Raw genomic sequence first — 20,247 nt, forward strand, 5'->3', positions numbered from 1 at the left:
GTAAGAACTTCTGGTGCAATCTGCCTGCAGAAAATACTTTACAACATAGGGTTATGAATCTTCAGGTCAATGGTGTTAATTAGAATTTTCTTCAAATTTGTTGCATTATAACAATAAAAAATATTGCTTTTTTTGAATGTCCTAATGCAAACGTTTTAAATCGTTCTGCAAACGTTTTAAATCTTTTGAGCGATTGACCCGAATTTTTGAAACAGTTTAAGGTCGGAGGTGATGCATGATCAGTTGATGAAATCTCCTGCACGTTAGTTTGTAAGAATTTAGTTTTATTAATTTTCAAGGCGCAAAAGTAGGGCTTTATTATTCCCGAAGTATTATCGGCATGTTAAGCTATTGTTAAGTAGTAGTAATTTCGGGCTTGCCGGGCGTAATACAATATTGCCTCCGATTTCAGCAGTGGCAGTTTATACTACTTAAAATGCAAAGCCGGGACATGAGTATTTTTTTCCTCATGTCCCGGCTTTATAATTATCAGTTCTTGTATGGCATGGATTTTTAGCTGGATAGGTATATCCATGAAACTAAAAAATTAATATGTCACACATCTTCATTTTGTTGATTCAGATTCCTTATGTGATTCTGGCTATATTCTGTGGTATAAGTGTCGTTACTTCTAACTGGAACGAGTACTTTGCTGCCAGGAACAAAACTACCAAAACCGTGTTTATGGTATTTGAAAACGTTGAAACAGAGGCAGAACAGAGCACCGAATTGGTTCGTGTAGCTGCCTGATTACAACTGGTCATCGTCGGCTGGTTTGGCCGTCGGAGGAGTGTATTTCTGAGTTGAATCTATGTGATACCCTTCTCCGGCGGTGTAAACACAATCGCCTGAAACAGAGACTGTTGATGGTTTTACAAAAGACCCTCTTTTATACTCCAGCGATTTGTCGGCATATACCTTCTGAAAGAACATCCCCCATGTAGGCAATGAAACCCTCGACCCCTGTCCCAATGCAATAGACCGGAAGTGAATAGAGGGTTCGTCTCCGCCCGTCCATCCACCGGCTACCAGCGTAGGTGTTATACCCATAAACCAGCCGTCAGAGTAATTAGAGGTAGTACCTGTTTTAGCCGCTACTTCATTGCCATCCAGTAGCCCATATCTTGAAAGCCCGCCATAAGCTGTACCGCCCGGCTGAGTAGCCCCACGCATAAGATGAATCATCTTGTAGGCTGTTTCCTGGCTGATAACCTCCTTGCTGTCTGAATAATACTCTTTTATTACTTCACCGTTTTTGTCTTCAATACGCGTTACAAATATGGGCTCGGTATATTTACCTCCGTTTGCAAAGACACTGTAGCCGGCCATCATTTCGTATAAAGACACACTACTGATACCCAGGCATAGCGCAGGCACTTCATCAAGCTTACTTTTTATGCCCAGCTTGTGCGCATACTTTATTACATTAGCGGGTTTGAACTGGTTAATGAGGTAAGCACTTACCGAGTTGACCGACTGCCCCAATGCCTCTCTTAACGTGAGCGATTGGTAACTGTATTTGCCATCTGAGTTTTTGGGTGTCCAGCTGCCTCCGGGCACTGGTATAGTAACTGGTTGGTCAATTACACGTTCGCAGGTAGAAAAGCCGTTGTCAATGGCCGTTACATATACAAATGGCTTGAAGGTAGACCCCGGCTGGCGTTTGCCCTGAAACACGTGGTCATACTTAAAGTATTTGTAGTTAATACCGCCTACCCAGGCTTTAATATGGCCATTTCGGGGGTCCATGGCCAGAAAACTTGAATGCAGTAAAAATTTGTAGTATCTGATAGAGTCCATTGATGACATCACGGTATCTCTTTCTCCGCTCCACGAAAACACACGCATTTTGGTAGGGCGGTTCATTTCTTTCCAGACCTTATCCATGTCGTCGCTATATTGCTCTTTCAGTTCTCTGAAACGCGGTGTGGTTTTAGCAACATTCTGAACAAAGTTTGGTATTTCTTTATAATTACCTTCTGGCCCCATTACCCAGGGGTTGCGGCCTTTCCAGTGCTCATAGAATTTCTTCTGCTGCTCTTTCATGTTCTCTTTCAGGGCTTCCTCAGCATAAAACTGCATTCTTGAGTCAATGGTCGTATAAATCTTGAAACCCTTGGTTTCAATGTCTTCCATATCATAGCCTTCGTTGCCCAGCTCAACTTTCAGCCAGTCTTTCAAAAACTTTCTGAAATAAGGCGCAGGGCCTGTATTGTGGCTTTCTGGCTGATAATTAAGTGTAATAGGGGTTTGTTTTAATGTTTCGGCCGTGGCTGGCGATAGCTTGTCATACTTCACCATCTGGTCGAAAACAATATTCCGGCGGTTTTTTGAAGCCAGTGGGTGGAATTTCGGGTTAAATCGGGAAGGATTCTGAATCATGCCAACCAATACGGCGGCTTCTTCCAAATTCAACTCGCTTGGTTCTTTCTTGAAATAGGTTTTTGAGGCAGACTTAATACCGAATGCACCACTACTAAACTCAATGGTGTTCAGGTATTTTTCCATTATTTCCTGCTTGGTATAACGACGTTCAAGTTTAATGGCGGTTATCCATTCTTTGGTTTTAATAATAAGCTGTTTAAAACCGGGTATGCTGTACAAAGGGCCTTTGTAGTAATCAATCTCACGCAGTTTAAAAAGGTTTTTAGCCAATTGTTGCGATATAGTACTACCACCGCCTTTTTGCTGGCCTGTAAATAAACCCGTTACCACGCGCAAAGTACTGCGGGCATCAATACCCGAATGCACTGTAAAACGGGCATCTTCGGTAGCTACTAGTGCATTAATAATATTAGGAGATAACTCGCTGAACTCTATGGGGCTTCGGTTTTCGTGAAAGAATTTGCCAATCACTTTACCGTCAGAAGATATAATTTCTGAGGCTACTTCACTTTTAGGATTGTCGATTTCTTCAAGGCTGGGCATTTTGCCAAACAGCCAGAATAAATTGAAGCTGACGGCTATCAGATAAATAATAAAAGCAACACCAGCCAATCCGGTGAATTTCCAGATGTTAGCAATAATTTTTTTATATCTGCCTTTTTCTAATTCCGGTAATGTGAACTTCATTTTGGTGTGTTATATGAAAGCAAACGTAAACAATTTTATGAACTGATGCAAAAGGTTAAAGCCTTAAAATATAGGTAAGGGGCTAATATTTCTAAGCATTTACGTGCCTATTATACGAAGGAAAGCCTTCAATTATTGTGTAAAGAACCAACAGTGGATTATTAAAGTCGGGAGGGTACATCTGTTGTTTTCTTTGGTCGGATTCAGTTGATTTATTTAACCTGCCCGCCATTTTTTGTAATTGAAACGGCGGGCCGGTTAAGTTTTTGCACGATTATTTAACTGTGCTTTTATCAATTCTGGTCGGGGTATCGGTGCCTGCAATTATACTTTGCGAACTTAAAGCAATGGCTCTGATAGTTGCCAATATGTTTTGTATATCAAGCGATTCTACTTCATCATTAACCGAATGGTAAAGTTTGTCTGAGTCAATCTGGTCGGTTGAAATAGTATGCGCCGGTACGCCCAGACGAGCCAGTGTGGCATTATCTGAACGATAGAAAAGATTTTGCTGTGGATACGGGTCCGGGTTGAATGTAAAGGCAGTGCCTTTCAGGTTTTTTTGCAGAATAGCACCAAAGTCTGAGCGTTCAAAACCTGTAATAAAGGCAGAGTTAATACCCCATTTAGAGGCTTTACCAATCATTTCAATATTAAACATAGCCACTACTTTGTCGGGATTCAGTTGCTCCGAGAAGTATTTTGAGCCAAAACCACCAATTTCTTCAGCAGTAAAAGCTGCAAAAACAATGGTACGCTCATTGTTTTTCAATTTCTTAAAGTAATTGGCCAAGGCAATAACTGCTGTTGTACCCGAGGCATCATCGTCTGCGCCATTAGCAATAGAGTCTCCTTCAACAGATTTTATAATACCCAGGTGGTCATAATGGCCAGAGAAAACAACCATTTCATCAGGTTTGCTTTTGCCTGGTATTAATCCTACCACGTTAGCCATTTTAATGGCTTCTTTGCGTTGCTTTATTTTTACCGAGTAGCTGTCTGCCGAACTGAAGCCAACCACAAACAGGATATTCCCTGCAATTTTCGGATAAGGTTTAGCCAGCAAACGTGTACGGCCAAAGAAACGCTTCAAGCCTGCCAGTTTGCCTTCATGCACTGCATCAACCAATACTATTTTACTGGTTGAATCATTCATAAACTGGTTGGGTGTAAAAGTATCTTCTTTCCCTACAATTACCACAGGTATGTTAGAGGTCCAGTTTACTTCTTCTTTATCTGACATAAAGATATATTTATCTTTCGTTAGCACCTGCCCGTTAATAATTACCTCTGCTTTCTCAAAGCCATCTATTTTTGTAATCGGAAACTCCTGCCTGTAGCCTGATAGCCCGTTTAATGGTTTCAAACCTGCTTTTTTAAATTCTTCAGCAATAAATGCAGTGGCTTTTTCAATTTGCTGTGGGTGAAGCGAGCTTCTACCCATCATATCATCTGCCGCCAGCGTGCTGATAATCCTCTTTACTTCAGTTTCTTTAATGAGTTTGTTTACTTTCTGTGCCATAGCAGCATGGCCAAAAGCAAAAAGCAGTAGGGTTAGTCTGATAAACTTCATATAGTTTGTTGGTTTTAAGAGTTTATTCTCCGGTTATTTCTTCTATCAGGTATTCGTCTTTTTTGAAGGTCTGTTTTACAAATAATTCGCCAAGAAAACCAGCCAGAAACAATTGAGAACCTATAATAATAGCCACCAATGCCAGAAAAAACATGGGGTTATCTGTTACGTTACGGTAGCGCAGCCCCTGGCTGATGTTATACAGTTTTTCGGCAATGAGGTACATTGCCATAAGCGAGCCGACAATGAACGACAACACACCCATAGTACCAAAAAAGTGCATGGGCCTGCGACCGAATTTATTAACGAAAGCAACGGTCAGAAGGTCGAGAAAGCCGAAAATGAAGCGCTCGAGACCAAATTTGGTGCTGCCGTATTTACGGGCCTGATGCTGCACTACCTTTTCACCTATTTTTCTGAAACCGTTCCATTTAGCTATAATAGGTATGTTGCGGTGCATTTCGCCGTAGATGGTAATGTTTTTTACCACTCTTGCCTGATACGCCTTTAGGCCGCAATTGAAGTCATGCAAATGAACACCAGATACCCAGCGCGACACCGCATTGAAAAGCTTGGTGGGCAATGTTTTAGTTAGTGGGTCGAAGCGTTTTTTCTTCCAGCCCGATACCAGATCATAGCCTTCTTCGGTTATCATTCTGTATAATTCCGGAATTTCGTCAGGGCTGTCTTGCAGGTCGGCATCCATGGTTATTACAACATTACCACGCGACTGCACAAAAGCAGTTTGAAGCGCAGCAGTTTTGCCATAGTTTCTTACAAATCTGAATCCTCTTACAAAAGGGTTCCTGGCTGCAAGGCGCTTGATTACCGTCCATGACCCGTCGTTACTGCCATCATCAACAAAAAGAATTTCGTAGCTATAGTTGTTATCCTGCATTACCCGCACTATCCAGTCGTGTAGCTCCGGAAGCGATTCTGCTTCATTGTATAATGGAATAACTAATGATATTTGAATTTTCGGGTTCATTAAGGGCAAAGTTCTAAAAAATAGTGTAATAATCGCTCAACAGGTTACGGAATTTCTCCGAGTAAGCACCTGTTTCTTTTTCATGAATCACCAGGGTTTCTTCTGCATAAGCGGCTTCGGGTGTTTTGCCGAACGTCATGATATGCCTGAAAACCTGCTTTTGAGGATTATGTTGAATCAATAATCTTTTTGACAAATATAAGGCTTTTTTCTGAGCAACTTCTGCTAGTTGCCGGGCTTCAAAAGGAGGTAGCAGCACTATAAACCGGCCATCGGGTTTTAATAATTGTATAACTGCGTCAGTTAACTCTTCCAATGTAAGCGTGGTTGCATGCAACGCTTTGCTGGTTGGCTCGTCCGGCGATTGTAGGGAATTCTGATAAAAAGGTGGGTTGGAAATGATTAAATCGTACCTCGCGCGTTCAGAATCCTGATTTTGTTTGCTGAAATTCTGAATAGATTGATGTTGAAGCCAGACTTTATGCGCAAATTTGCTTTCAGTAATATTTCTGTTTGCCTGTTTGTAGGCGGCTTCATCTATTTCAACGGCATCAATTTTCGCCTCGGTTCTTTGGGCAAGCATTAATGATAATAGACCTGTTCCTGCACCTATATCCAGAATCCTTTGTGCATTTTCTTTTTCAGCATAGGCACCCAGTATGCAGGCATCGGTGCATACTTTCATGGCGCACTGATCCTGATGAATGATGAATTGCTTGAACTGAAAATAAGACTTTGGCACCCTATACTGGTTTAAAGGGTGCGAAGATAATGTTTTTTGCGTAATTAAGGCCATCAAAATCAAGAATCAATTGTACTGCATGGCTAACAAATGTACTAAATATGAAATTTGGTATTTTTAACAAAGCCTTCATGGCTTTTCTTTAAAATTCGTACTTTTGCAAAAAAATTGCTAAACATAAACGTTAGACCTAATGTTAAGAACGCATACCTGCGGAGAACTAAGAATCTCAGATGTTAATCAGACAGTAACCTTATGCGGCTGGGTACAAGTTGTTCGTGATAAAGGAGGCATTATTTATATTGACCTTCGCGACCGTTACGGCATCACACAATTGATTCTGAACGAAAATAGCAGCGATGCAAACGTAATTGCCCTGGCTCGTACATTAAGCCGTGAATTTGTGATTCAGGCAACGGGCGAGGTAATTGAACGTGTATCTAAAAATGATAAAATAGCAACTGGCGATGTTGAAATAAAAGTTGAAACACTAGAGATACTTAATCCTGCCAAGTTGCCTCCTTTTATGATTCAGGACGAAACAGATGGGGGGGACGACATCCGTATGAAATACCGGTATCTGGACTTACGCCGGAATGTGGTTCGCCAGAATTTGCAGTTACGTCATAAAATGGCACAGCAAACCCGTAATTACCTGGACGGACAGGAATTTATTGAGGTTGAAACCCCTGTATTGATTAAATCTACACCTGAAGGCGCCCGAGACTTTGTGGTGCCTAGCCGGATGAATCCGGGTGAGTTTTATGCCCTTCCGCAATCGCCGCAAACATTCAAGCAATTATTGATGGTTTCTGGTTTTGACCGCTACTACCAGATTGTCAAATGTTTCCGCGACGAAGACCTGCGTGCCGACCGCCAGCCAGAGTTTACACAGATTGACTGCGAAATGTCTTTTGTGAAGCAGGAAGATATTCTGCAGATGTTTGAAGGGCTGATTCGTCACCTTTTCAAAACGGTGAAAAATATTGATATGCCTGAGGTGCCTCGTATGACGTATGCCGATGCCATGCGTTTGTATGGCTCTGACAAACCCGATACGCGTTTCGGAATGCAGTTTGTAGAGCTGAATGATGTAGCCAAAGGAAAAGACTTTGTAGTTTTTGATTCGGCAGAACTGGTGGTTGGTATCAATGCTTCAGGTTGTGCAGAATACACCCGTAAGCAATTGGATGAAATTACTGAATGGGTAAAACGTCCGCAGGTAGGTGCGAAAGGATTGGCGTATTTCAGATACAATGCTGACGGTACCCTGAAATCATCGTTTGATAAATTCTTTGATGAGGCCGCTTTAAAGCAGATTGTTGAGAAGTTTGATGCCAAGCCTGGAGACCTGATTCTGATTCTTGCCGGTGATGCAGCTAAAACCCGCAAGCAATTAAACGAACTGCGACTTGAAATGGGTAGCCGTTTAGGTTTGCGCAAACCTGACGAGTTTAAAGCGTTATGGGTGCTTGACTTCCCATTGTTGGAATACGGAGAAGAAGAAGAACGCTGGTTTGCCATGCACCATCCGTTTACAAGCCCTAAACCTGAAGACATACCATTGTTAGATACTAACGACCTGGGCAATGTAAGAGCCAACGCTTACGACATGGTAATTAATGGTACAGAAGTAGGAGGCGGCTCGGTACGTATCTTCCAGAGACCATTGCAACAGAAAATGTTTGGTATACTGGGCTTTAGTGAAGAAGAGGCCAAGAAACAATTTGGCTTCCTGATGGATGCCTTTGAATACGGTGCACCTCCGCATGCTGGTATTGCCTTTGGGTTTGACCGCCTGTGTTCTATCTTTGGTGGTGCCGATTCCATCCGAGATTTCATAGCCTTCCCTAAAAACAATTCAGGCCGCGATATGATGATTGATTCACCATCAACTATCGACCAGAAACAAATGGATGAGTTGAAGATTAAGACAGTTTTGTAATTGAAACTGATTGATATACAAAGAGAAAGCCTCGTTCAGAACGAGGCTTTCTTGGTTTTATGACTTACTTATCATTAATCATTTCTTCGCATTAGCAGTACTATCCGCTTTTCTTTTGGCTTCTTCTTTGGCCTGGTTTCTGAAATATCTTCTGAACAGGAAGTTATGCTTCAATGCTTCCAGATTCTGGTCTAACTTGGCACTGCTGCTTTCCAGATTACTGATGGTTTCTCTGATATTATTAGCAGCTTTTTCGTCGTGCAACAATACACCAACCGGGCTTTTAGGATTATTAAGCAGTGTATTGCTGGTTTGTTCAAGATTATTCACCAATTGCTTGGCAGATACCGTAGTTTCCTTCAAGGTTTGTGAGGTGCTTTCAAGAGAGGCTACAGTTTTCTTGATGTTGGGATACATTTCTTTGTCTGTAGCAATAGAGTTAATAAAATTGCCATCAGCATTTAATTTGTCGGTTAGCTTGGCTAAACCGTTAGCACCTCTTTTCAGGTCTCGGGTGGCAGATTCAACAGTGGCCACGCTTTTGTTAAGGTTGGCATATAAAGCCTCATCTTTCATTAGCTTACCTATTGAACCCTGCCCGGCACGTATATCTGCAATAATGCTTTTCAGGTCATCAGTAATTGACAGAATATTTTTGTTGTTTGCCTGCAAAGTAGTGAGCATTTCCTGTTGAGTAACGTCTGGCTCTACTTTAAATTTGAAGCCGTCTTCTATCATTTTGGCTTGTGGAGACCCACCCGAAATCAGAATAATCGGGTTGCCTATCAGCCCGTCTGAACTAACTCTGACGGTTGCATCCTGTTTTATAAAGGGCTGTGAAGTATCTTCTATACTAAACAATACCTTTACTTTAGAGTCAGGCGTGAAAAGTATCTCTCTTACGGTTCCTACTTTTACACCTGCAAACCATACATTATTACCTTTTGTAAGACCATTAACACTCTCAAAAGTGGCCTCGGCATCAATTCGGGTAATAAAAGATTTTCTCATGGTGCCAAGTGTAAGAATACCTGCAGCCAGAATAATAATTCCTATTAAAATAAATAAACCAACTTTGGCAGCTATTTTTTGTGACGATTGCGGGTTTGCCATACACTATCTCTTTTTATTTTCTATAAAATTATAATCGTGAAAATTCTTAATCCGGGGGTCCGGATGTTTAAAAACTTCATCGAATGTCCCCTGGAACTTAAAGTTACCATCAAATAAAACGGCCAGTCTGTCGCCTGTGTCTTTGGCACAGGTAAGGTCGTGGGTAATGATGATAGAACTGGTATTATAACTCTCTTTTACTTCATTAATTAACTGATTGATTTCAATACAGGTAATAGGGTCTAAACCGGCTGTGGGCTCATCGTACAGCATAATTTTTGGATTCATGATAAGCGTACGGGCAATACCTATGCGCTTTTTTTGTCCGCCAGATAACTCAGAAGGCATCTGATGAATAGCTTGCAGCAGACCAACCGAATCTAGAACCTTATGAACGGCCTTGTCAATTTCGGCCCGCGTCATATTTCTGACGTTTCTTACCAGCGGAAACTCCAGGTTCTCTTGTACCGTCATACTATCGTACAAGGCGCTGTTCTGAAACGAAAAACCTATTTTGAGGCGTAACTCATTCAATTCTTTTTTTGTCAGGTGGGTTACCTCCCTGCCAAGTACTTTAACACTTCCTTTGTCAGCAGTTAAAAGCCCGGCAATGATTTTTATCAGTACCGATTTTCCACTGCCCGACTTGCCCAGCACCACCATGTTTTCGCCCTCATACACATCAAGGCTGGCGTCTTCCAGCACCTCCCTGTCGCCAAATGCCTTATATAAATGTGCTATTTCAATTACTTTGTTCATATATCACTTATGGAGTGAATGGGTGAATGAGTGATTCTCAATTGTGCAAATAATTGACATCAGCTATTGAAACCGGGGTTTAATGGCTAATTCGCTCAATCACAAAATAAATTACCTAAACCAGTTAGTTACCTGTACAATAAATACTTCTTCAATAAATATCAGGAACATAGACGTAACAACCGAAGCATTGGCTGCTTTGCCTACGCCCAGTGTACCATTACTGGCGTTGTAGCCTTTATAACACCCCACTATGCCTATTGTAAACCCGTAGGATACTGCTTTAATAATGGCTGTCCATAAATCAAGGAAAATAATGCTGTTAAATGCTTGTTCAAAAAACGCGGGAAGACTGGTTTCTTCGTTGGTAGCTACATTCAAAAATACGCCTGTCATAGCCATTATGGCACAATAGAATGATAAAATCGGAATCGTAACAGTGGTGGCCAGTACCCGGGTAACCACAAGGAATTTAATAGGATTAACCGCTGAAACCTCCATGGCATCTACCTGCTCGGTTACTTTCATAGAACCCAATTCGGCACCTATACTAGAGCCCACCTTACCTGCACAAATAAGCGATGTTACCAATGGTGCAAGCGCTCTTATGATGGCGATAGTTACCAGCGATGGCAGCCACGATGTAGCCCCGAAACTTTCAAGAGACGGCCTTGATTGTTTGGTAAATACAAAGCCTGTTACAAAGCCTGTAAGCGAGATCAGTAAAAGTGAACTATTACCGATACGATAGCATTGATTGATGAATTCTTTGAACTCGAAATTTCCACTTAGCGCTTCTTTAAAGAACAGAATTATAAAATCGGCTCCATCTTTAAATCCAATAAGCCAATTATCAATTTTTTCGGAGATTAAGTTTTGTCTAGATCGTAAACCCATATTTTATTGCGTTTGCGGAAATTTTGGCGCCTCAAAGTTATTAAAGTATATTGTTAAATTAATAAACCAATCCAGTTTTTACGGAATTTATATACGTATGTGGAAAAAAATGCTCATTTTGAGTAATATAGTAATTCAAATCTATAGATTTAATAGGTAAAATTTTAAGCATTTGCGTAAAATTTCTTTAAGTTCTGCAAGTATTTTTATTATTTTTGATTAAAATATTGACTATCAATTAAATAAACTACGATGGCAAATTACAACCTTAACATTAACGGGCGACAGTTTAATTTAGACGTTGCCCCCGACACTCCTTTGCTATGGGTTCTGCGAGACCACCTGGGTTTGCTCGGTACAAAGTATGGCTGCGGAATGGCTATGTGTGGCGCTTGCACTGTTCACATAAACGGAGAGGCAACCCGTGCCTGTATTTTGCCGGTTTCGTCTGTGAGCGCTTCAAAAATCACTACCATTGAAGGCTTATCAGAAAAGGGCGACCACCCCGTGCAAGCGGCCTGGAATGAAATAGACGTACCCCAATGTGGCTACTGCCAGGCCGGGCAGATGATGACCGCCGCTGCATTTTTGAAAAGCAATCCTAAACCTACTTTAGAAGAGATTGAAACTGCTATGTCAAACAATATATGCCGTTGTGGTACTTACCACCGTATCAGAGAAGCTGTTCAACTTGCCTCAACCAAAATGAAATAACATGGATAACACAATGAATAATAGTCGTAGAGATTTCCTGAAATCAGCTGCTATGGCCGGTGGTGGTTTCATGTTAAGTTTCAGTTGGTTTGGTAAGGAGGTTTTTGCCTCTGAAACCGCAACAACCGCTGTTGCTGCCGATTTTGCCCCTAATGCTTTTCTTTCTATACACCCTGACGGAATCGTAACCATCATGTCTCCCAACCCTGAAATAGGGCAGGGCATAAAAACGGCATTCCCAATTATTGTAGCAGAAGAATTAGATGTTGACTGGGCCAAAGTAAAGGTTTTACAAGCGCCGCTGGACACCAAAAAATTTGAGCGCCAGGTAGCAGGTGGCAGTGGGTCTATTCCACATTCATGGCAGAGACTCCGGAAAGCCGGAGCAACCGCCCGCCAGATGCTGGTTGAAGCAGGAGCCAAACGCTGGAACGTACCAGCCGCTGAGTGCAAAACCGAAAAAGGTTATGTAATACATACGTCTTCAAATAAAAGATTAAGCTATGGCGAACTGGCCACCGAGGCAGCACAGATTACACCACCAGCTGATGTAAAACTGAAAGACATTAAAGATTTTAGCCTGATAGGCTCAACTATAAAAGGTGTTGATAATCAGGATATTTTAACAGGAAAGCCACTTTTTGGTATTGATTTTTACCGCGAAGGCATGCTGTTTTCAATGATTCAGCGGCCACCAGCTTTTGGTTTGAAGTTAAAATCTTTTGATGCCTCTGCCGCCAAAGCCATGCCCGGCATTGTAGATGTGGTTTCTTTCAAAAATAAGGTTGCAGTTGTAGGTAAGTCTACCTGGGAAGTAAAAAAAGCCAGAGAAGCCCTGAAAATAGAATGGGAGAAAGAGGGCAACCTTGAAAGCACCGAAGACCATAACCGAATTTTCAAGGAACTTCTTGATTCGCCTAAGGCAGATGTAAGACGTAAAGAAGGGAATGTAGAAGAGGCTTTTAAAAATGCCGCTAAAATTGTGGAGTCTGAGTACCAATGTCCATTTCTGCCGCATAATCCGATGGAGCCTATGAACTTCTTTGCGCATGTAAAACCGGATGGTGTAGAGTTAGTAGGCCCTACGCAAACGCCGCAGGCAGCTCAGACACAAACTGCCAAATTATTGAATATCGCCCCTGAAAAGGTAACAGTAGAGCTTACCCGAATGGGAGGAGGCTTTGGCCGCCGTTTGGGTACCGACTACGTGCTGGAAGCCGTTGAGGTGTCTAATCTGGTAAAAGCTCCGGTAAAGGTAATCTGGACGCGCGAAGACGACATGACAGGCGGAAGCTATCGCCCTGCTGTTCGTTACCGTTTCCGTGCCGCGCTCGATAAACAAGGTAATATGATAGCTTATTCGCTTCGTGGCGTAGGTATCAATGCAGGTAACAGCACCCGTGAAAACAACTTTCCGTCGGGCGCTGTGCCGAATCTGTTGATAGATTCAGTAGACCACAAATCGCCGATTACAACCGGCCCCTGGAGAGCGCCAATTACTAACTTTCTGGCGTTTGCCGAGCAGTCATTTATAGATGAAGTAGCCATTGCTGCAGGCAAAGATGCAGTGCAGTTCAGACTAGACCTCCTTGAAAAAGCCAGAAATTCGCCAACCGGGCCTGTTCGTTATGATATTGACCGTATGAAGACCGTTATAGAAATGGCAGCAGAAAAATCAGGCTGGTTTAAAAAACGGAAGGGAATCAGCCTGGGCTTTAGTGTTTACTTCTCTCATGCGTCTTATGTAGCACAGGTAGCAGAAGTAGTGGTAAAGAAAGGCAAACCGGTTTTACAAAAAATTTATGCAGTGGTTGACTGCGGCATTGTTGTAAATCAAAGCGGTGCCAGAAACCAGGTAATAGGGGGCATTGTAGACGGTATGGGTCATGCCATGTATGGTAACCTTACTTTTAAAGAGGGTACACCTGCGCAAAGCAACTTCAATACTTTCCGCCTGATAAAAATGAACGAGATACCTGCGGTTGAGGTGCATTTTGTTAATAACGGTATAGACCCGACCGGGTTGGGTGAACCTGCATTACCGCCGACAGGTGGCTCAATTGCCAACGCAATTTATAAAGCCACAGGCAAACGCCTGAAAAGCCAGCCGTTTTTAGAGCAGGAAGAAAGCCTACTGGGAAATATTTCTTAATAAGCTATCTGATAATTGTCTGCTGAGCCATTCCGGGAGGGGTGGCTCATTTTATTTTCACCTTATTTCTTGAATTTTCTGTTCTATTATTTACATTTGCTCAAAAAAAACTTCTCACTTGTTTAAAGACCTGAAATACCACCTGGCACGGCTCGCTTATCTTAGAAGCGCCTGCTCATTTGTTCCTGACACGAGCAAGGGTCTTTATTTATTGTCTCTCTGAACATCAGTTTCTAATCATTGTTTCCATGTTGGTTTAAATACCCATGTCCTTACCATGCGTGGTGTGGCCTGATTATTTATACGTACATGAAAATGAATGCATAGTTGTTTCATTAATAAATTTCATCATCACTTTATTTAGCACCTGTCATGAAAAATGTTCTTGTAATAGGTATGGGAAAGGTGGGGTCTTTAGTAGGAGTGTTACTCGCTAAACGCTTTACCGTAATGGGTATGGATAAACGATACCCCGATTTTGAGTTACCCTTTGAAGTTATTCTTGGTGACGTAACCGACGTTAATTTTTTAGAAAAAACAATTCCGAGTTTTGAGGCAGTAGTCTCTGCCATGCCTTATAACCTAAATTTGCCTATAGCCGAAACCGCACATAAGTATGGGGTGCATTATTTTGATTTAACTGAAGATGTACCCACCACGGCAGCTATCAGAGAAATGGCTAAGACCGCCAAAGCTGTAATGGCTCCGCAATGTGGTCTGGCGCCAGGTTTAATTGGTATTATAGGTGCAGATTTAGCCAGCAGGTTTACCAGATTACGTGATATTGAACTGCGTGTGGGCGCATTACCGCGCTATCCTAATGGCTTGTTGGGTTACTCGTTTACGTGGTCGCCAGCCGGTGTAATAAATGAGTATATTAATGATGCAGAGGTTATACATAACGGCACACGCAAAATGGTGCCATCGTTGGATGGTGTAGAACATATTCAGATTGAAGGCCAGGAGTTTGAGGCCTTCAGCACATCTGGCGGTTTAGGTACCATGTGCGAAACCTACGCAGGAATGGTAGATACCCTCAACTACAAAACTATCAGGTATCCGGGCCATGCGCGTCTCATGAAGTTTCTATTGTATGAACTCATTCTGAAAGATAAACGTGCATTGGTAGAGCAGATTCTGACAGAAGCTAAACCTGCCGTGCAGGAAGACGTAGTGTATGTTTATGCCGTGGTAGAAGGCTGGAAGGGAGAAGAACTGGCCCGGGAAGAGTTTTATGAGGCGTATCTGCCGATTGAGATTGACGGAAAGCATTGGAGGGCAATATCCTGGACAACGGCCGCATCAGTAGCGGCAGTGGTGGAGATGGTTGCCGATGGCAAGTTGCCTCAGGAGGGCTTTATTAAACAGGAAGATATCCGATTGGGTGAGTATCTGACAACCACTAACGGTCAATTTTTTAAAAAGGAGAATAACTAATGGAAAATAGAACAGCAACTTTAACGTATGTGTTGGAAGGCCTGATGCGACGTTATCGCGAACGTGTACCTGATGTAGAGAAGGTAACCAATGGTATGAATGCCGCGGGCATAATTGCCGATGCCAATGAAATAGAAAACGACCATATTGCTTTCAGAACTATGGGAGTGCCACAATTGGGGATAAAATCTTTTGAGAAAATATTTATTCATTTGGGCTACCAGAAACGCGATTATTTCTATTTCGAAGGTAAAAAGCTGGATGCCTACTGGTTTTCTCCGCCAAGGCCGGAGTATCCCAGAATATTTGTAAGTGAGCTAAGAGTAAATGATTTACCTGAAAATATTCAGGATATTATCAGAAGCTATACTGATGAGGTGAAAGCAGACCCGGTTGATAGCCTGAACCTGAACGACGGCGCGGCCATAGATGCTTTTTTGCACCAGCCTTTATGGCGCATACCAACCTGGCAAGATTATTCAACACTGCTGAAAGCCAGTGAATATGCGGCATGGGTAATCTATAATCGTTATTACCTGAATCACTACACCATTAGTGTACATAACCTGAAAGCAGGCTACAACACTATTCAGGAGTTTAATGCTTTTCTAGAAAAAACCGGCGTGAAGCTGAATGATGCGGGCGGTAAAATAAAAATCAGTCCGGATGGAGGTTTATTGCAAAGCTCAACCGTAGCCGAAATCATTGATGCTACTTTTGAGGGCGGTGAGGTGCATCCTATTTCTGGCAGTTATGTAGAGTTTGCCGAGCGTAAAGTATTGCCGGAGTATCAGCATTTAGAACCCGCATCTATTACGCGTGAACACAGAAGAGAAGGTTTTGAAACCGGTAATGCCGATAAAATTTTTGAAAGTACTTTTACCAGCCAGACTGTGAAACGAAATAGCTAAGCCGGAATGCCGAATGAGTGAAGCGCTTGACCCTTTACCTCCCTCCCTACAATGGGGTAACCCGCGTAGGGAGGGCTGGGGTTTTTAATATTCAGGCTCTGTTTTCAGTAAGGTCAACTTTCCTTTCTGCCAGGCTTTCAGGTCTTTTTTAAGATAAGGTCTGTTTCTTTTGGTAAGCCCCTCATCATCTAGTGCTTTTAAATCAGGTTTTCCGGCATTTACCCAGGCAGTAAACCAGAAATTGGCTGTGGCCGCAATAGCCTCTTTCATCTGGTTTTCTATCATACCTCCCAATGCCTGGTGGTATAGCTCAGCATACTCTTTGCTATAAACTGCCTGATTGAATTTGTTTCTTACTATTTTTCCGTTTTCATCTTTCTTAAAGATTTTATCAGCCGGAAAAGTCTTTCTTAATTCTCTGTCTTTTGCTAACAAAGTATCGGCCAGTTCATGCGAATGTTGGATGATACGCCAGGTTTCTTTGGTTATATCGTCAATGTATTTTGCCTGACCGATATTAAAACCATAGCCGGGGCCATAAGTCTCGGGTAGTTGCGCTTCCCAGAAAGAGTGGATACCCGTCTGATTGGTTAACTGCCCATTGTGGTTGCTTGATGTATGCAAAGGCATGTGGGCATCTGCCAGATAATGACCCAGGTCGGCGGCAAGAAAAAGAACCTCGGTTTTTCTTTTGCCTTGCATTGATTTAGTAAGTTTATCGGTTACTTCCTGAATGTACCAGGGCAATATGCCACTTGACTGAAGCATTTTGCTATCGTATCTGGCATAAGCCTCTTTGCTGGTTCTTGCAATGTCATCAATTGGCGTCTTGAAGTCTTCAATATCAATATAATGGCGCGGATTCTCAGTTTTATCATTCAGGGTATATTTTCTTAAATCAGGTATGTTAGATTCCTCCGTAATAAAATCAAGGTGGTTGTAAAAGAAAACGCGGAGTTCATCAGGCAAAGCAAAAACCGCCGATTTATTAATATGCTGATGCCCCCAGATTCCCCACGAAGATAATAACAATACCAGACCTAAACCTGCAGTAATGAGTGCTGTGCAGACAATGTTTCTCTTTTTCATTAGTTTTCTTCGTTCAATAATGTTTCATACACTAGTAACAGGATACCGTCTTTCAGGCCAAGGTCAGGAACAATGATTTCATCCGCTTCTGCCCATTTCATAACCGAAATATAGATGTCAGATGCTGGTACAATTACATCGGCACGGTCGGCATTGAGTTGTAACAGATTAATTCGTTCTTCAAGTGTAAACTGGTCAATATAATTACGTTTTCTTTCCAGTTCTTCCAGCGATGCCATGCCGTTAGGTTTGCTTTCAATCATGTTAAAAAGCTTGGAGATATTACCCCCGGTACCTACAGCTATTACCTTTTCATGCACGGGTATGGTTTCATTAACCCATGCTTTCATTTTTCGCCATACATCGGGGGCTTCCTTATGTTCGAGCAACCTAACCGAACCTATTTTGAAAGATTTTGCTGCTATTTTTGTTCTCCCTTTGTAGATATTCAGTTCGGTGCTTCCTCCCCCCACATCAATATGCAGGTAAGTTTTGTCGTTTTCAAGAACTGCAATAATCACATTGTTGATTAGCTCGGCCTCTTTTTCACCGTCAATGAGGTGAATCTCCATCCCCAGTTCATTTTTTATTCGCTCCACAATATTACTGCCATTCTCTGCTTCTCTCATGGCAGATGTGGCGCATATCATGTAAGCGTCTACCTCGTGTAGTTCCATCAATAACCGGTAGGCCATCAATAGTTTTTTTATTCTGGCTTCACTTTCGTACGATATTTTGCCTGTATTAAAAACATCCATACCCAGGCGCAGGGCAAATCGCACGTATTCTACTTTTTTGAAGCTTATTTTCTTTTTGTCATGCAGCACCGACGAAATTTGCATCCGGGCTGCGTTTGAACCAATATCAATAGCGGCAATTTTCATTAAATCTTATTCAGTATTTAGAAGGATTTGCAAAAATACCTCTTTTTATTAAAACTGCCCGTTTTTATTACCCAAAACCAACCAGACCTCCTCTTTATACCCGCGTCCGATAGGAATCTGCCTGCCTTTAATCTCTACATCAGTGGCTGTAAAGGCCTCAATTTTATTCATAGCCACCAGAAAAGACCTATGCACCCGCAGAAAATTTGCCTTTGGTAACTCTTCTTCAATTTCACTTAAAGCAAGTTTGGTTATAATCTCATGAGAAGCAGTTGTGATTCTAATGTATTCGCGCTGGCTTTCAATATAAAGAATCTCATCATAGTAAATCTTAATGTTTTTCTTGTTTACATTAAAATAGCGTTATTTCTTTTCTTCCTGATGGACTGAAACCGGCGGTAATAAGCCATTTGGGCTCATTTTATTTACTGCCTTCAGAAAACGGCTCAATTCAATGGGTTTTAGCAGGTAATCAAGTACATTATGTTCATAACCTTCAAGCGCGTATTCATGGTAGGCGGTTGTCAGAATAACTTTTGGCGGGCTATGCAAAGTTTTGATGAAGTCGATGCCCTTTAACCTCGGAAGGTTGATATCAAGGAAAATTAAATCTATTTTGTGCTTGCGCAGTATATCTGTGGCCAATATGGCATTGGGGCAAACGGCTATTAATTGCAAAAAGGGTACCTCGCTGATGTAGTCCTGCAGAATTTCGGCAGCCAGAGGCTCATCTTCTACTATAAGGCAGTTAAATTGTTGCATGACTGTTCAGATTTATTTCCAACACTATTTTAAAACTAGAACGTAACCTGCTTATTGTAAGCCGGTGTTCAGGGTATAACAACTCCAGTTGTCTGCTTACATTAATCAGGCCTATTTTTTCATTATTTTCAACACTCACATCTTCCGATTTGGAGTTTTCAACCTCATAAAAAAAATATCCATTTTTTAACTTTATATCAATATTAATAAATGAATCATGGATACTCTCGCCAACACCGTGCTTAAAGGCATTTTCTATAAAAGGTAATAAAATCAATGGGGCAATAGGTATGCTCAGGTTGTCTAGTGTTTTGCTGAAACCAATTTTCAACCTTTGGTTATACCGTATTTTTTCCAGTTCAAGGTAATCTTCTATTATCTTCAGTTCTACCTCAACAGGCAAAAATGGTTTATTGGTTTCATATAGCATAAACCGTAATAATTTCGATAATCGCAGTACAACTTCCGCCGTATCATCAGATTTTTTTCTGGCAAGGCCATAAATATTATTGAGTGTATTGAACAAAAAGTGAGGGTTTGTTTGTGCTTTCAGAAATCTGAGTTCGGTGGCCAGCCTTTCTTTGGCCAATTCCTGTGCCAGTTCTCGTGTTTTAATGTTCTGTCTTATTAGTTTAAATACAAGGGCAATGCCACAGGTAAAGCCCAGAAGAAAAAAAGCGTAAAAAAAACTGGCTGCCGATAAATAGCTTTCATTCTCCATTGAGTGGTGCAAAATATATTTCTGTACCCAATAGGTAAGTAACAGAAAACCAGGAATGGCAACCATAAAAGCAATTGCAGTAAGGCTTACGGTTTTTATTATTCCCCATCTTTTGCTAAGGAATTGCCCCGTAAAATACAGAATGCTATATACCAGTGGTATTTTGACTATGAGGTATATTGACTGGATGCCCAAGGCCAGAAAAAAAAGTCGGTAATAACTTTCTTTGGGTTGATTGTAAGCCAGAGTCTCAAAATTGAGATAGGTCTTGAACAATAAATAACCAAGCCAGAAAGCAAAATGATATAAAACGCGGCTTTGCATGAACCAGACTGGTAAGAGATAAAACAAAACCTAAATTTATAATAAAATATCGGATGCTGATGCTTTCGTCTGCCAACAACCATTTCAGACCCACAAGCGGCTGAAATCATTGTATCTGCGTTGCAAATGGCTTTGCATCAATACATGGCTGTTGTCTGTAAGTT

18 protein-coding genes are annotated in these 20,247 nt (G+C 41.7%); 6 read left to right on the top strand and 12 right to left on the bottom strand.

From position 1 onward, the window contains the following. Positions 1–552 precede the first annotated feature (552 nt). The gene (locus tag MB380_RS05250) at positions 553–750 is read left to right on the top strand and encodes a hypothetical protein (RefSeq protein ID WP_253533757.1); all 198 of its coding nucleotides are present in this window, start codon (positions 553–555) and stop codon (positions 748–750) included. On the opposite strand, the gene MB380_RS05255 is transcribed toward MB380_RS05250, so the two are convergent. From MB380_RS05255 to MB380_RS05270, 4 genes are all read right to left on the bottom strand, one after another. Beyond that, positions 751–3,072, bottom strand: coding sequence for a penicillin-binding protein 1A (locus tag MB380_RS05255; RefSeq protein WP_253533758.1), 2,322 nt, complete (start codon positions 3,070–3,072; stop codon positions 751–753). Positions 3,073–3,346: 274 nt separating this feature from the next. Next, on the bottom strand, positions 3,347–4,645 hold the full coding sequence (locus tag MB380_RS05260) for a M20/M25/M40 family metallo-hydrolase (RefSeq protein WP_253533759.1): 1,299 nt from the start codon (positions 4,643–4,645) through the stop codon (positions 3,347–3,349). 22 nt (positions 4,646–4,667) lie between these two features. Then, a complete protein-coding gene (locus MB380_RS05265) occupies positions 4,668–5,633 on the bottom strand; it encodes a glycosyltransferase family 2 protein (protein ID WP_253533760.1) in 966 nt (321 codons plus the stop codon). Positions 5,634–5,646: 13 nt separating this feature from the next. Beyond that, positions 5,647–6,375 carry a tRNA1(Val) (adenine(37)-N6)-methyltransferase gene (locus MB380_RS05270; RefSeq protein WP_253533761.1) on the bottom strand — a complete coding sequence of 243 codons (729 nt, stop codon included), beginning with the start codon at positions 6,373–6,375 and terminating at the stop codon, positions 5,647–5,649. A gap of 193 nt (positions 6,376–6,568) precedes the next feature. Here MB380_RS05270 and aspS point away from each other — a divergent pair, with 193 nt between their 5' ends. After that, the gene (gene aspS, locus MB380_RS05275; protein WP_253533762.1) at positions 6,569–8,320 is read left to right on the top strand and encodes an aspartate--tRNA ligase; all 1,752 of its coding nucleotides are present in this window, start codon (positions 6,569–6,571) and stop codon (positions 8,318–8,320) included. 78 nt (positions 8,321–8,398) lie between these two features. Here aspS and MB380_RS05280 read toward each other — a convergent pair whose 3' ends face one another. The 3 genes from MB380_RS05280 to MB380_RS05290 all read right to left on the bottom strand — a co-directional run bounded on the left by MB380_RS05280 (position 8,399) and on the right by MB380_RS05290 (position 11,089). Further along, positions 8,399–9,433 (bottom strand): MlaD family protein, encoded by a 1,035-nt coding sequence (locus tag MB380_RS05280; protein ID WP_253533763.1) that lies wholly within the window; start codon positions 9,431–9,433, stop codon positions 8,399–8,401. Positions 9,434–9,436: 3 nt separating this feature from the next. Further along, entirely contained in the window at positions 9,437–10,192 is a 756-nt protein-coding gene (locus MB380_RS05285; protein WP_253533764.1) for an ABC transporter ATP-binding protein, read from the bottom strand. A gap of 111 nt (positions 10,193–10,303) precedes the next feature. Then, positions 10,304–11,089 carry an ABC transporter permease gene (locus tag MB380_RS05290; RefSeq protein ID WP_101727657.1) on the bottom strand — a complete coding sequence of 262 codons (786 nt, stop codon included), beginning with the start codon at positions 11,087–11,089 and terminating at the stop codon, positions 10,304–10,306. A gap of 252 nt (positions 11,090–11,341) precedes the next feature. On the opposite strand from MB380_RS05290, the gene MB380_RS05295 reads away from it, so the two are divergent. From MB380_RS05295 to MB380_RS05310, 4 genes are all read left to right on the top strand, one after another. Beyond that, positions 11,342–11,803, top strand: a complete 462-nt coding sequence (locus tag MB380_RS05295; RefSeq protein ID WP_101727658.1) for a (2Fe-2S)-binding protein — start codon at positions 11,342–11,344, stop codon at positions 11,801–11,803. A gap of 13 nt (positions 11,804–11,816) precedes the next feature. Then, positions 11,817–13,955 carry a xanthine dehydrogenase family protein molybdopterin-binding subunit gene (locus tag MB380_RS05300; RefSeq protein ID WP_253533765.1) on the top strand — a complete coding sequence of 713 codons (2,139 nt, stop codon included), beginning with the start codon at positions 11,817–11,819 and terminating at the stop codon, positions 13,953–13,955. A gap of 372 nt (positions 13,956–14,327) precedes the next feature. Next, entirely contained in the window at positions 14,328–15,392 is a 1,065-nt protein-coding gene (locus MB380_RS05305; protein ID WP_253533766.1) for a saccharopine dehydrogenase C-terminal domain-containing protein, read from the top strand. Then, positions 15,392–16,303 carry a DUF1338 domain-containing protein gene (locus MB380_RS05310; RefSeq protein ID WP_253533767.1) on the top strand — a complete coding sequence of 304 codons (912 nt, stop codon included), beginning with the start codon at positions 15,392–15,394 and terminating at the stop codon, positions 16,301–16,303. Before MB380_RS05305 ends, MB380_RS05310 begins: the two co-directional genes overlap by 1 nt. Positions 16,304–16,387: 84 nt before the next feature. Here MB380_RS05310 and MB380_RS05315 read toward each other — a convergent pair whose 3' ends face one another. From MB380_RS05315 to MB380_RS05335, 5 genes are read right to left on the bottom strand one after another with little or no spacing between them, the layout of a single operon-like run. Then, positions 16,388–17,392 (bottom strand): zinc dependent phospholipase C family protein, encoded by a 1,005-nt coding sequence (locus tag MB380_RS05315; RefSeq protein WP_253533768.1) that lies wholly within the window; start codon positions 17,390–17,392, stop codon positions 16,388–16,390. Beyond that, positions 17,392–18,276: a phosphatase gene (locus MB380_RS05320; protein ID WP_253533769.1), complete on the bottom strand. Its 885-nt coding sequence runs from the start codon at positions 18,274–18,276 to the stop codon at positions 17,392–17,394. The genes MB380_RS05315 and MB380_RS05320 overlap by 1 nt, the downstream gene beginning before the upstream one ends. 48 nt (positions 18,277–18,324) lie before the next feature. Further along, positions 18,325–18,612, bottom strand: a complete 288-nt coding sequence (locus tag MB380_RS05325) for a LytTR family DNA-binding domain-containing protein (protein ID WP_310587382.1) — start codon at positions 18,610–18,612, stop codon at positions 18,325–18,327. A 27-nt stretch (positions 18,613–18,639) separates the two neighbouring features. Beyond that, complete coding sequence (locus MB380_RS05330) at positions 18,640–19,038, bottom strand: LytTR family DNA-binding domain-containing protein (RefSeq protein ID WP_253533770.1); 399 nt, start codon at positions 19,036–19,038, stop codon at positions 18,640–18,642. Next, a complete protein-coding gene (locus tag MB380_RS05335) occupies positions 19,025–20,083 on the bottom strand; it encodes a sensor histidine kinase (RefSeq protein WP_253533771.1) in 1,059 nt (352 codons plus the stop codon). Before MB380_RS05335 ends, MB380_RS05330 begins: the two co-directional genes overlap by 14 nt. Positions 20,084–20,247 lie beyond the last annotated feature (164 nt).

This window comes from Emticicia sp. 21SJ11W-3, assembly GCF_024138715.1.
GTDB classification, from domain to species: domain Bacteria; phylum Bacteroidota; class Bacteroidia; order Cytophagales; family Spirosomataceae; genus Emticicia; species Emticicia fluvialis.